Below are 12,925 nucleotides of genomic sequence, written 5' to 3' on the forward strand. Positions count from 1 at the left end.
GGAGGAGAAAATTACATGTTAGTTTCATTAGAATGGTTAAAAAATTATGTAAACACTCAGGACTTAGCACCTGAAGAGTTAGCAGAAAAAATTACGCGCTCTGGGATTGAAGTAGATGCAGTAATCGACCGTGCAAGTGGTATGGATAAAGTTGTAGTCGGTCATGTCGTATCGAAAGAAAAACACCCTGAAGCGGATAAATTAAATATTTGCCAAGTAGACGTTGGGGAAGCTGAGCCACAACAAATTATTTGTGGTGCACCAAATGTCGATGCAGGTCAAAAAGTAATCGTTGCACGTCCTGGCGCACATTTACCAGGCGGCATCAAAATTAAAAAAGCAAAATTACGTGGGCATGAGTCAAACGGGATGATTTGTTCATTACAAGAGCTAGGTATTGAAGGCAAGCTTGTACCGAAAGCTTATGCAGAGGGTATTTATGTATTACCTGCAGATGCAGAGCCGGGTTCTGATGCGCTTGCACTTTTAGGCTTACGCGACACAGTGTTAGAGCTAGGCTTAACACCAAACCGTTCAGATGCACTTTCTATGCTAGGTGTAGCGTACGAAGTTGGCGCAATTCTTTCTGAGGAAGTAAAGTACCCAGAGATTTCATATAGTACATCTTCTGAAAAAGCGGAGGACGTATTAAAACTTCGCGTGGAAGATTTACAAGCGAATCCTATGTACGTAGCAAAAGTTGTGAAAAACGTGAAAGTTGCTGAATCACCAATGTGGTTACAACACCGTTTAATGGCAGCTGGCGTACGTCCACACAATAACGTAGTCGATGTTACAAACTACATTTTAATGGAGTACGGTCAACCGCTTCACGCATTTGACTACGATAGTCTTGCAACAGGCGAGATTGTTGTTCGCAAAGCAACAGAAGGCGAAATAATCACGACTTTAGATGACCAAGAACGTACATTAAAAGCGTCTGATCTAGTTATTACAAATGGTAAAGAGCCAGTAGCAATCGCGGGTATTATGGGTGGTGCGAACTCTGAAGTAACAGAAACGACGACAACTGTAGTAATCGAATCTGCTTACTTTGATGGTTTAACAGTACGCCAAACTTCACGTGAAATAGGTCTTCGTTCTGATGCTTCTGCTCGTTTTGAAAAAGGTGTCGATCCAAACCGTGTTTTACCTGCAGCTGAACGTGCAGCGGCATTACTTGCTGAACTAGCTGGCGGTGAAGTACTTGAAGGTACTTGTATCGTAGACGAATTAGATAAAACGCCTGCACGTGTTGTTGTATCACCTGACTTCATCAACGAGCGTCTAGGTATGAAAATTTCTTTAGAAGAAATGTTAGCAATTTTAGAGCGTCTAAAATTCAACGTAGAAGCGGCGAACGGTATGTTAATCGTCGATGCACCAACTCGTCGTCAAGATATTAAAATCGAAGAAGATATCGTGGAAGAAATCGCACGTCTTTACGGCTACGATGAAATCCCGATGACTTTACCAGAAGGTGCGCAAGTTGGACGCTTAACTCCTTACCAAGCGAAACGCCGTGTTGTGCGTAACTTCATGGAAAGTGCTGGACTATATCAAGCAGTAACATATTCTTTAACGTCAGAAAGCTTATCTCAACGCTTTGCCCTAAAAGCTGAGCCTGTTACTCGTTTATTAATGCCGATGAGTGAAGATCGTTCTACACTACGTCAAAGCTTAATCCCGCATTTAATCGAAGCAGCAGCTTATAATGTAGCGCGTCGTGCGGATTCAGTTGCTCTATATGAAGTGGGTTCTGTATTCTTAGGCCAAACATCAGAAGGTCTACCTTACGAAGAAGAACATGTTGCAGCTGTGTTAACTGGTAAATGGGTAGATCATGCTTGGCAAGGTGAGAAAAAAGCAGTAGATTTCTTCGTCTTAAAAGGCGTAGTAGAGGGTGTTGTTGGTAAACTTGGCTTAGGCGAGCGTATTTCATTTGCCAAAGTAGAAGTAGATGGCTTACACCCAGGTCGTACAGCTAGTATTTTACTAGACGGCGAGCAGGTCGGTATTATTGGTGGCCTGCACCCTGCAGAGGAAAAAGCATGGGGCGTTAAAGATACGTATGTGATGGAAATGAATTTAGTGGCATTACTAGCCGCTTCATCAAACGAAGCACCACTAGGTTACACACCAGTGCCACGTTTCCCAGCTATGTCTCGTGATATCGCACTTGTGTTGGATCGTGCAACAGCAGCAGGCGAAGTTGTATCAGCGATTCGCGCAGCAAAAGTAAAATTACTAAAAGACATCCGTATTTTCGACGTGTACGAAGGCGAGAAAATGGAAGCAGGCAAGAAATCAGTTGCCTTCTCATTAACATACTTCGATCCAGAACGTACATTAACGGACGAAGAAGTTGTCGCAGCACACAATAAAGTACTAAAAGCCATCGCAACAATCGAAGGTACAGAAGTACGTTAATAATTTATGATAAAAAGGTTGCCTAAAGATATGTCGGGCAACCTTTTTTCATATAAAAATGCTATAATTTGTACAAATACATAAGCAACGATGAAGGAGCACCGTAGAAGTATGAAGAGTAGTAAATATACGACGGCAGATTTCGCCGTACTAGTCGGGGTTAGCAAAGCCTCTGTCAATAATTACGTCGCAATTTTAGATGAATGTGGCCATGTGGTGGAACGCGATCACCGCAATTATCGTCAATTTACTGACAAAGATGTCGCTATTTTTAAGGCGTTAATCACATTAAATAAAGAGCGAGGCATGAGGTTGAAGGATGCCGCACAGGTTGTGGTTGCGCCAGGTTTTAAGCTAGAAAGTGTCGCACCACAGCAAGTGCTAGAAGTAGCGAAGTACGATGATTTATGCCAGTCAATGGAGCTGCTTGCTGGGCATGTGTATGGGATTGAGCAACAAAATGCACAGCTACTGGAGCTTATTCAAACACAGCGTCAACAGAATGAGCTATTAATGGCGCAAAATAATACATTAAAGCAAGAGCTAGGCTCAATGATGCAGCATTTACTGGAAAAAGCGAACGAACCAAGTGCAATGCATCAACAACAGCTCGACCGTGTCGAAAAGCAAAATAGCGCGATTATGAATGTCCTTAATCGTCTGCAAGTCGAGCAGCGTGAACAAACTGTCGAAGAAAAGCCCGTTGAAAAAGGTCTCTTCGCACGGATACTGAACAAGTAAAAGGAGGCAACTAAATTGCCTCCTTTTTTAGTTATCCACAAAAAAACACGGAAATTAAGATTTATGGGCGGTTTCCTTAGTGAAAAAAATAGTTTCTAGAAGTGTCTAGGCACGGATAGAATTCCTTGTTATAGTCGAGTGAAAAAAGGAGGGGAGGGGTTCCGATGATTATGAAGCCATTTGAAGAATCGTCGATGACACAAGGTTTGCGTGCATTAGCGAGAAGATTAATGCCGAGCCACCCACTTTACCCGAAAATTTTGAAAGAGGTTCTGCAAGCTGAGGCAGGTGATCATGGTGAGCAATTTATCATGCGGCAACTAGAAAAACTGTCATACCCGCTTGACCTGAAAGTACTACATAATGTAGCGATTCAAAAACCAGTTCCGATGCAACTTGACGTCGTAATCATCACGTCATCAGAGGTAATAATTGTAGAAAGTAAAAATATCCGAGGGCATATTCAACTGAAAATGAAGCCGCGTCAAATGATACGAGTCCTTGATAATGGGGAGAGAAGTATCTTTAATCATCCAGAGATTCAATTAGAGGAATATGTATACAACTTGTCGGATTTTTTTAATCGCCATCAGGTGAAGATGAATGTAGAAGGTATCATCATTTTCCCTTTCAACAACGCCAGTATTGAGTATGAAGATGGTCAATTTCCTGTGCTTGTTTTGCGCGAATTATCAAATTATCTACGCCAACGAAGCTCCAAAAATCCACTAGTTGATAGTCGTAAAATTATCCAACTACTTCTCCATCACCATCAGCCTTTTATGCCATTCCCATTATGTGACTACTACAAAATTGACCCGAAATATATAAAGCAGGGTGTAATCTGTCCAAATTGCCAATTTGACAAAATGCGGCGTGAGAAATTTAAATGGCTTTGCCCCCAATGCCAACACCAAGATGTAAATGCACATCTTCAAGCACTGCATGATTATAGCTTGTTAATCAGCAAACAAATTACTAATCAACAAGCCCAACGATTTTTATGCCTACCTAATCGTCATCATGTCAAACGAATGCTGCAATCTACCTGTTTTCGGAAAAATGGTGTTACAAGTAATACTGTGTATCAAATATTGAAGTGAGATTGAGCATGGTTGAGGGTGTGGTGCTCAACCTGTTACCTGGGTCGCTCAATGTTGATGTGAAGTCGCTCAACATTGAGTCTAGGTCGCTCAAGTTTGGGTTGAAGTCGCTCAACATTGAGTCTAGGTCGCTCAAGTTGGGCTTGAAGTCGCTCAACATCGGGTTCAGGTCGCTCAAGTTTGGCTTAAAGTCGCTCAACATCGAGTCCAGGTCGCTCAACCCATCCCTTAATCTCTCCTCACTTCATCATTTTCCGAGCTTTTTCTGTATTGGCAAAGTGCCATTTTGTCATAGCACGGAGCTTTTCTTCACCTTGTTGCTTCCAAATGCGAGCCGCCATCAGATCTACTTTTCCGGAAGCGCCTTTCAATAGTTCCATGCCGGCTTCTTCACTCAAGCGGTCCATTTCTTTTAAAAATGACGCACGTGCTAAAATTGACGCTGTCGCAACGGCTACGTGCAATTGTTCTGCTTTGGTTGAAAAGAGCACATTTTCACGCACAACTTCCTTCTCATTTTTTAGGTAATTGTAGTACACGCCACGCTCCGCGAATTGGTCAATCAAAATGTGGTCAGGTTTCTCTGGCGCCATTTTCGTTAGCACGTGACCTAATGCCTGATTATGCATCATGGCTTTGATTTTTCCTTGGGAGTAGCCCTTTGCTTGGATTTTATTGTATTTTTCGTTGCGTAGCACTAACACGCTGTGAACACAGGCTGCACGCAAATCAGGGGCGATGCGGCGCATATAGTCGTCCGTTAGCATTTTTGAATCTTTCACGCCGAGCTCATGTATTAGTTCGATTTTTGAAGCAGGTACATAGACGGCAGCAACTGTGACTGGACCAAAGTAGTCACCAGTGCCAGTTTCATCTGAGCCAAGGACTGACATAGCTGCAAAGCCCTCTGGTAAAGCGTCTCCTTTTGCTCCGATTTTTGCCGCTACACCTGTTGCAACCGTGCTAGTTTGTTCGCGTCCCCAACGTACCGCTTCACGTTCTGCGCCGCCTCCTTGAAACATTAGTTTGCCAGATTTATAGAGTGTAATCGATGTATCTGATAGTTTTGCGGCGAAGATAACGCCTGGCGCTTTACGCTCCACAAAATTGCTTGCATAGAAGGACATCACCTCTTTTTGCACATTGCTGGGAATTAAAAGTACAATATTTGACATAAAACCATTCCTTTCTGTCCTGATTGTTCACAATTTTATACCTTTCATGGTATGATAAGAAATAGCTTTTTTGTATGTGATGGTAAAAATATTGTTCATTTCACAGTTAAAATCGTGAGCGAATAGATTTTATTGGAGGGTGCGGCTATGGAAAACCAAGAAAAAAACAGAATTTCTGTGGAAATATATGGGCAAACTTATAAAATGGTCGGCACAGAATCAATTGGACATATGCGGCTCGTCGCTTCGATTGTAGATGATCGTATGCGCGAGATTAACATACATAATCCATCACTTGATAGTACAAAATTAGCCGTCCTAACAGCTGCAAATACTGTTCATGATTATTTGCTACTAAAGGAACAAATGGAAGATTTAGAAGAAGAATTGAAAAAGTTAAAGGGTTGAATTGCATGCTTGATTTAATAATATTAATAGTGTTACTTGTTGGACTAATAGTTGGTGCAAAACGTGGCTTAATCGTCCAAAGTATGCATATGCTTAGCTTTGTGATTGCATTGATTGTTGCGTACATTTATTATAAGCCTCTTGCACAAAAATTTGTGTTCTGGGTGCCGTATCCGGGTGTAACCGAAACGGGAAGTCTTGGTGTTGTGATTGATAGTTTAGATTTAGATAGTACGTTTTACCGTGTCATTGCGTTTGCTGTGATTTTCTTTGCCGTGAAAATAACACTACAAATTGTAGCCTCAATTTTTGATTTTATCGCGTATTTACCGGTACTGCAATCATTAAATCGTTTACTTGGTGGGCTTCTTGGTGTTGTTGAGTATTATTTATTGATGTTTATCGCGCTCTATGTGGTGGCGTTGTTACCAATCGCACCAATTCAAAATTTAATGTCGAAGTCACTGTTGTCAGGTTTGATTTTGGAGCATACACCGATCATTACGAAGATGTTCCAAAATTGGTGGTATATTTATATGAAATAGCAAACTGTACACTTCTCTCTGCACCTGAGGGAAGTGTTTTTACGATAGGAGGAATTTCACATGAACAAAAAAACAATTATTCGTACACTCGAAAAAATTGCATTATATATGGAATTACAAGGCGAAAACCCGTTTAAGGTATCTGCTTTTCGAAAAGCAGCGGGGGCACTTGAAACCGACGAGCGTTCCCTAAGTGAAATGGATGATGTGACAAAGCTAAAAGGTATCGGTAAAGGTACCGCGGCGGTGATTGAAGATTTAATCGCAACTGGTGAATCGAGCTTACTAAAAGAACTAGAAGAGATTGTGCCAAAAGGATTGCTACCATTATTAAAGCTACCAGGACTAGGTGGCAAAAAAATCGCCAAGCTACATCAAGAGCTTGGGATCGATTCTGCAGAGAGCTTACAAGCCGCGTGTGAGGCCGGAAAAGTGCGTGAGCTGGCTGGTTTTGCAGCAAAAACAGAAGAAAAGATTTTAAAGGAGCTGGCCAACTTTGCAAATCGTTCAGAGCGTCTACCTATTTGGCAACTAGAGCCTGTCGTTTTACAAATTGAAGCGCTTCTAAGTAGTATGGAAGAAGTAGAGCGTTTTTCTGTAGCTGGTAGTTTCCGACGCGCCGCTGAAACGAGCAAGGACGTAGATTTCATTGTCGTAACAGAGGCTGCCCAGGCAGTACGTGAAAAGTTACTGAGTGAGCTAGCGATACAAGAAGTTGTGGCTGCTGGTGATACGAAAATTTCCGTTATTTTAGACCGTGATGAGCCAGTGAGTGTGGATTTCCGTTTAGTGAAAGATGCGGAATATGCCACGGCATTGCATCATTTTACAGGGTCAAAGGATCATAATGTACGCTTGCGCCAAATTGCAAAATCGCGCGGCGAGAAAATTAGTGAATACGGTGTCGAACAAGAAGACGGCTCGGTATTAACATTTACGAATGAAACAGAATTTTTTAATCACTTTGATTTACCGTTTATTCCACCGAGTTTACGAACAGGTAAGACGGAATTTGAACGTACCGAAGAAATTGCTGATTTAGTGAAGTTAGAGGATATTGTGGCGGATCTACATATGCATACAACTTGGTCAGACGGTGCATATTCAGTGGCTGAAATGGGAGAGGCGTTGATTGAGCGTGGCTATCGCTATAGCGTTATCACGGACCACTCACAGTATTTGAAAGTGGCGAATGGTTTAACACCAGAGCGATTAGAAAAGCAAAGAGTGGAAATCGACGCGTTTAACAAGGCACATCCAGACTTTCATTTATATGCGGGAACAGAGATGGATATTTTACCCGACGGCACTTTAGACTTTGAAGATGACGTATTGCGTGAGTTGGATTTTGTAATTGCTTCAATCCATTCAAGTTTTACGCAATCACAAGACAAAATTATGGCAAGACTACTAACAGCGATGCAAAATCCATACGTCCACATGATCGCGCATCCAACGGGCCGAATTATTGAGGACCGCGCTGGGTACAATCCAGATATGGCGCAGCTCATTACATGGGCGAAGGAATATGGTAAAATTTTAGAGTTAAATGCCAATCCATATCGTTTAGATTTATGTGTAGAACATTTGGAAATGGCGGTAGCGGCAGGTGTACCTGTTGCGATCAACACGGATGCACATGCGATTGACCAGCTCCGTTTTATGGATATAGGTGTTCGTTATGCCAATAAAGCTTGGTTGAAGAAAGATATGATTGTAAATACATGGACGCAAGAGCAGTTCGAGGCGTTCATTAGACGAAATAAATAGGTTGAGGAGGTGTTCTCGATGATCGCAGAGCGCGCATTGAAAACACTAGAATATGTAAAAGTACGTCAGTTAGTGGCAAAACATTGTACATCTTCTATCGGGAAGTCTGCTATTGATGAGCTTGTGCCACAAACGGACTTTGAAAAAGTAGTGCAATTATTAGAAGAAATGGATGAAGGTCTATCCATTTTACGTATCAAAGGTAATGTACCTTTGGGTGGCATTTTCGATATACGCCCAGCGGCAAGACGTGCGCAAATTGGTGGGATGTTATCCGCGATGGAATTAATGGAAGTGTCGAGTACGATTCGTGCAAGCCGTATCCTTCGAAATTTCATCGAAGATATCGAAGCAGATGCTGCGATTGAAATTCCACTTTTTATCGATAAAAAAGAATCAATGCCAGTACTTACAGGTTTACAACATGAAATTAATAACTGTATTGATGACAACGGTGGCGTGACAGATTCAGCGAGTCAAACACTACGCTCAATCCGTCAATCACTTCGTTCAGAAGAAGCGAAAGTAAGATCTAAACTGGAAAGCTTAACACGGGGCAGTAATGCGACAAAAATGCTGTCAGATGCAATCGTTACGATTCGTAATGACCGCTACGTTATTCCAGTCAAACAGGAATACCGCTATCATTACGGCGGTATTGTGCATGACCAATCTTCTTCTGGCCAAACACTATTCATCGAACCAGATTCAGTGGTTCAAGCTAATAACGAAATTCACCGCTTAAAAATGAATGAACAAGCGGAAATTGAGCGCATTTTATTAGCACTCAGTGCCATGGTGGAGGAAGTCGCACCAGACCTTTTCAATCTCGTAAAAATATTAGGTGAAATCGATGTTATTTTAGCAAAAGGTAAGTATGGTCAAGCTAATAAATGCACAAAGCCGAAAGTGAATAAAGATGGCTATATTCGCCTTGTACGAGCGCGTCATCCACTACTACCAATCGAAACGGCTGTCCCTAATGACATTGAATTTGGAAAAGATATTACGTCGGTAGTTATCACTGGGCCAAATACTGGTGGTAAAACTGTAACATTAAAAACTGTTGGACTTTGTACATTAATGGCACAGGCTGGCCTACCAGTACCCGCATTAGATGGATCAGAGCTCGCTGTATTTGAACAAGTATTTACTGATATCGGGGATGAGCAATCGATCGAGCAATCTCTTTCAACGTTCTCTTCTCACATGGTGAACATTGTTGAGATTCTGAAAAACTTCGACCATGAATCACTCGTGTTATTTGATGAATTAGGCGCTGGAACGGACCCACAAGAGGGTGCCGCCTTAGCAATTTCAATTTTAGATGAGGTGCACGGTAGAGGTGCTCGCTTAATGGCAACAACTCACTATCCTGAGCTAAAAGCATACGGCTATAATCGACCAGGCGTTGCAAATGCAAGTGTTGAGTTCGATATTGAAACATTGAGCCCAACCTATCGTTTACTGATCGGTGTACCGGGACGTTCAAATGCCTTCGAAATTTCGAGCCGCCTTGGTTTACCTGAATCAATCATTGACCGTGCGAAAAACTTCACTGGCACAGACCGTCATGAAGTCGAGTCGATGATTGCTTCACTTGAAGAATCTCGCCGTCAGTCTGAGGACGACGCCGAACGTTCCCATGCATTACTGTTAGAATCAGAAGCATTACGTGAGGAACTACAAGGGAAACTACAAGCCTATGATGAGCGCAAAGAAGCTCTCGAGAAGAAAGCAAAAGAAAAAGCACGCAAAATTGTAGATGAAGCAAAAGCTGAGGCCGAATCGATCATTGCAGAGCTTCGTGAAATGCGCAAAAATGCCAACCAAGTAGTCAAAGAACATGAGCTTATCGAAGCACGTAAACGTCTAGAGGAAGCAGCACCACTAGAAAGCAACAAAGTATTGAAAAAAGCAGCACAAGTAAAAGCACGTGCGCAAAACTTAGTTGTCGGCGACGAAGTAAAGGTGTTAAGCTATGGACAACGAGGTACATTACTTGAAAAAATATCCGATGCCGAATGGGTTGTCCAAATGGGTATTTTAAAAATGAAAATTGCTGACAGCGATATAGAATACATTAAGCCAGAAAAAGAAGTAGTCCAACGTGTGGCTGGTGTCAAAAATCGTGATAGCCATGTGAAACTAGAATTAGATTTACGCGGTGAACGCTATGAAGACGCATTGATTCGAACAGAAAAGTATATCGATGATGCCCTGTTAGCCAATTATGGTCGTGTTTCAATCATTCATGGTGTTGGCACCGGTGCGTTACGCCAAGGAATCCAGGGTTATTTGAAAAAGCACAAGCGTGTGAAGTCCTTCCGTTTTGGTGAAGCGGGCGAAGGTGGTTTCGGAGTCACGGTTGTCGAATTGAAATAACTAGACATTATTAAGGTAAAGGGGACTGAGAAAATGCTAGATTCTAGCTTTTGGCACTATCCAATTGTCGAAACGGCAGGGTATTTTAGTGTTGTTGTATTATGTTTAGTCGTCTCAATGGCATTATTCGAAGTCGTTACGAAATATAAAAATTGGGATGAAATTAAAAAAGGTAACGTCGCGGTAGCACTTGCAACAGGCGGGAAAATTTTAGGGATTTGTAATATTTTCCGCTACGCCATTGAACGTCACAATACACTGAGCGAAATGATTGGATGGGGCCTTTTTGGTTTCACTTTATTAATTGTGGCATATTTCTTATTTGAATTTATGACGCCGCGCTTTAATGTTGATGAAGAAATCGCCAACGACAATCGTTCAGTCGGACTTATTTCATTTACTATTTCAGTCGGTCTGTCATTTGTCATTGGTGCAAGTATCGCATAGGAGTGTAGATATATGGAAAAATTGGCAAAAGTTTTAATCGTCGTTTGTATCGCATTTTTAGCAGTCGGCGTCTATTATATGATGAATAATTAACCTATACAGCGCATCCAAGGAAAGAATCTTGGATGTGTTTTTTTGTTTAAATTAATCGTCGATGCTTATCGCTCGTGTAAGGTCATTTTCCGCTCAGGGGGACCGGGGAAACGCTCGGGTAAGATCTTTTTCCGCTCAGGTGGACCAGGTGAACGCTCGTGTAAGGTCATTTTCCGCTCAGGTGGACCAGGGAACGCTCGTGTAAGGTCATTTTCCGCTCAGAGAGACCGGAGAAACGCTCGTGTAAGATCTTTTTCCGCTCAGGGGGACCGGTGAAACGCTCGGGTAAGATCTTTTTCCGCTCAGGGAGACCGGGGAAACGCTCGTGTAAGATCGCTCAACGCTCAGGGAGACCGGGGAAACGCTCGTGTAAGGTCACTCAACGCTCAGGGAGACTGGGGAAACGCTCGTGTAAGATCGCTTAACGCTCAGGAGGACCGGGTGAATGTTCTGGTAAGGTCACTAAATACCGGACCCTTGCTTTTCTCATTACATTTATCCACAAGTTTTACTGAAATTTCAGCAAACCTTTGTTTTGAAAGGGACAAATTTTTTGTTTTGGAAAAGGTATAGGCATGAACCTAAAAACTTGCTATAGTCGAGGCAAAAAGAAGGAGTGAGAGGATGATTTTGAAAACTTTTGAGGAGGCGTTTATGATAAAAGGACTGCGCACATTAATACAGCGGCTAGATACAAGCCATCCACTTTACACTAAATTTTCACAAGAATTGCAACAACAAGAAGCGGGTGATTTTGGAGAGCAACATATTATTAAACAGTTACAAAAATTAGCGAATACATTAGAGATTGTGATTTTGCACAATATTTCTCTACCTGCACCCATACCAATTCAACTAGATATTGTCGTGATTACACCTTATGATGTTGTGATTATTGAAAGTAAAAATATTCGAGGTAGTATTCAATTGAAGCTAAAGCCTCGTCAATTGATACGTACATTAGAAACTGGAGAGCGGCATATCTTCAATCATCCTGAAATCCAACTTGAGGAATATGTTTTTGGTTTGGATAAATTTTTTAAACGGCAACAGGTTCAAGTAGATGTAACGGGGGTTATCGTTTTTCCGTTTAATAATGCGGAAATTCAATATGATGAGGGGCAATTTCCAGTTTTAATGATACGTGAATTGGCCCATTTTCTAAGACAGCATGTACTGAACAAGCAGTCACAATCGAAAATTCCATCTGAAAAAATTGGGCATCTTTTAATGGAACACCATCGTGTATATCAAATACCTTCATTTTGTACTTACTACAATATTGATCCTCAGGCTATTAAAAAAGGTGTTTACTGTCGTCAGTGTATACAGAAGAAGTTAATTCGAAATAAGAAAAATTGGTTTTGCACTCACTGTAAAATGTATGACAAAACGGCACATCATCAAGCTTTACAAGACTATCGTATGTTAATCAATGACCAAATCAATACAGAAACAGCCCGTCACTTTTTAGAACTACCAAATAGACATATCACGAAAAGGTTATTGCAAGATTATTGTACGGAAAGAAAGGGCCAAAATAATCAGATGCTATATCAACTATAGAGTAGTTGAACGATGAAACTTGTACCGTTCGGGTCAAGTCACGCATCGCTCAGGTAGAGCAACACACCGCTCGGGTCAAGTCACGCGCGCTCAGGTCGGGCATCGCCGCGCTCAGGTCGAGCCACGCCACGCTCAGGTCGAGCATCGCATCGCTCAGGTCGAGCAACGCATCGCTCAGGTCGAGCAACGCATCGCTCAGGTCGAGCAACGCATCGCTCAGGTCGAGCAACGCATCGCTCAGGTCGAGCAACGCATCGCTCAG

At 42.0% G+C, this 12,925-nt stretch carries 11 protein-coding genes; 9 read left to right on the forward strand and 2 right to left on the reverse strand.

The features are described from left to right. Positions 1-15 precede the first annotated feature (15 nt). The 3 genes from pheT (at position 16) to ACIQ2D_RS11085 (ending at position 4,274) form a co-directional block, all read left to right on the forward strand. Entirely contained in the window at positions 16-2,430 is a 2,415-nt protein-coding gene (pheT, locus tag ACIQ2D_RS11075) for a phenylalanine--tRNA ligase subunit beta (RefSeq protein ID WP_402863809.1), read from the forward strand. Between the two features lie 111 nt (positions 2,431-2,541). Next, positions 2,542-3,171 (forward strand): MerR family transcriptional regulator, encoded by a 630-nt coding sequence (locus ACIQ2D_RS11080; RefSeq protein ID WP_402863812.1) that lies wholly within the window; start codon positions 2,542-2,544, stop codon positions 3,169-3,171. Between the two features lie 164 nt (positions 3,172-3,335). Further along, positions 3,336-4,274 (forward strand): nuclease-related domain-containing protein, encoded by a 939-nt coding sequence (locus ACIQ2D_RS11085; RefSeq protein ID WP_402863815.1) that lies wholly within the window; start codon positions 3,336-3,338, stop codon positions 4,272-4,274. Between the two features lie 239 nt (positions 4,275-4,513). Here the strand turns inward: ACIQ2D_RS11085 and rnhC are convergent, their stop codons facing one another. Further along, a complete protein-coding gene (gene rnhC, locus ACIQ2D_RS11090; RefSeq protein WP_402863818.1) occupies positions 4,514-5,449 on the reverse strand; it encodes a ribonuclease HIII in 936 nt (311 codons plus the stop codon). 147 nt (positions 5,450-5,596) lie between these two features. Between rnhC and zapA the strand changes: the two genes are divergently transcribed. From zapA to ACIQ2D_RS11120, 6 genes are all read left to right on the forward strand, one after another. Beyond that, positions 5,597-5,857 (forward strand): cell division protein ZapA, encoded by a 261-nt coding sequence (gene zapA, locus ACIQ2D_RS11095; protein ID WP_402863821.1) that lies wholly within the window; start codon positions 5,597-5,599, stop codon positions 5,855-5,857. Positions 5,858-5,862: 5 nt separating this feature from the next. After that, positions 5,863-6,402, forward strand: a complete 540-nt coding sequence (locus ACIQ2D_RS11100; protein ID WP_402863824.1) for a CvpA family protein — start codon at positions 5,863-5,865, stop codon at positions 6,400-6,402. A gap of 60 nt (positions 6,403-6,462) precedes the next feature. After that, on the forward strand, positions 6,463-8,172 hold the full coding sequence (polX, locus tag ACIQ2D_RS11105; protein ID WP_402863827.1) for a DNA polymerase/3'-5' exonuclease PolX: 1,710 nt from the start codon (positions 6,463-6,465) through the stop codon (positions 8,170-8,172). An 18-nt stretch (positions 8,173-8,190) separates the two neighbouring features. Beyond that, complete coding sequence (locus ACIQ2D_RS11110; RefSeq protein WP_402863830.1) at positions 8,191-10,557, forward strand: endonuclease MutS2; 2,367 nt, start codon at positions 8,191-8,193, stop codon at positions 10,555-10,557. Between the two features lie 33 nt (positions 10,558-10,590). Next, the gene (locus ACIQ2D_RS11115; RefSeq protein WP_402863833.1) at positions 10,591-11,004 is read left to right on the forward strand and encodes a DUF350 domain-containing protein; all 414 of its coding nucleotides are present in this window, start codon (positions 10,591-10,593) and stop codon (positions 11,002-11,004) included. A gap of 747 nt (positions 11,005-11,751) precedes the next feature. Next, a complete protein-coding gene (locus tag ACIQ2D_RS11120) occupies positions 11,752-12,663 on the forward strand; it encodes a nuclease-related domain-containing protein (protein ID WP_402863836.1) in 912 nt (303 codons plus the stop codon). A gap of 49 nt (positions 12,664-12,712) precedes the next feature. Here ACIQ2D_RS11120 and ACIQ2D_RS11125 read toward each other — a convergent pair. Further along, a partial coding sequence (locus ACIQ2D_RS11125) for a hypothetical protein (protein WP_402863839.1) occupies positions 12,713-12,925 on the reverse strand: 213 nt, incomplete at its 5' end.

It is taken from the genome of Lysinibacillus sp. NPDC097287 (assembly GCF_044761695.1).
Classification (GTDB): Bacteria; Bacillota; Bacilli; order Bacillales_A; family Planococcaceae; genus Lysinibacillus.

What these genes read in the sequence shown, in the direction of transcription:
- pheT (WP_402863809.1), top strand. Translation starts at nt 16, where the DNA reads ATGTTAGTTTCATTAGAATGGTTAAAAAATTATGTAAACACTCAGGAC.
- ACIQ2D_RS11080 (WP_402863812.1), top strand. Translation starts at nt 2,542, where the DNA reads ATGAAGAGTAGTAAATATACGACGGCAGATTTCGCCGTACTAGTCGGG.
- ACIQ2D_RS11085 (WP_402863815.1), top strand. Translation starts at nt 3,336, where the DNA reads ATGATTATGAAGCCATTTGAAGAATCGTCGATGACACAAGGTTTGCGT.
- rnhC (WP_402863818.1), bottom strand. Translation starts at nt 5,449, where the DNA reads ATGTCAAATATTGTACTTTTAATTCCCAGCAATGTGCAAAAAGAGGTG.
- zapA (WP_402863821.1), top strand. Translation starts at nt 5,597, where the DNA reads ATGGAAAACCAAGAAAAAAACAGAATTTCTGTGGAAATATATGGGCAA.
- ACIQ2D_RS11100 (WP_402863824.1), top strand. Translation starts at nt 5,863, where the DNA reads ATGCTTGATTTAATAATATTAATAGTGTTACTTGTTGGACTAATAGTT.
- polX (WP_402863827.1), top strand. Translation starts at nt 6,463, where the DNA reads ATGAACAAAAAAACAATTATTCGTACACTCGAAAAAATTGCATTATAT.
- ACIQ2D_RS11110 (WP_402863830.1), top strand. Translation starts at nt 8,191, where the DNA reads ATGATCGCAGAGCGCGCATTGAAAACACTAGAATATGTAAAAGTACGT.
- ACIQ2D_RS11115 (WP_402863833.1), top strand. Translation starts at nt 10,591, where the DNA reads ATGCTAGATTCTAGCTTTTGGCACTATCCAATTGTCGAAACGGCAGGG.
- ACIQ2D_RS11120 (WP_402863836.1), top strand. Translation starts at nt 11,752, where the DNA reads ATGATAAAAGGACTGCGCACATTAATACAGCGGCTAGATACAAGCCAT.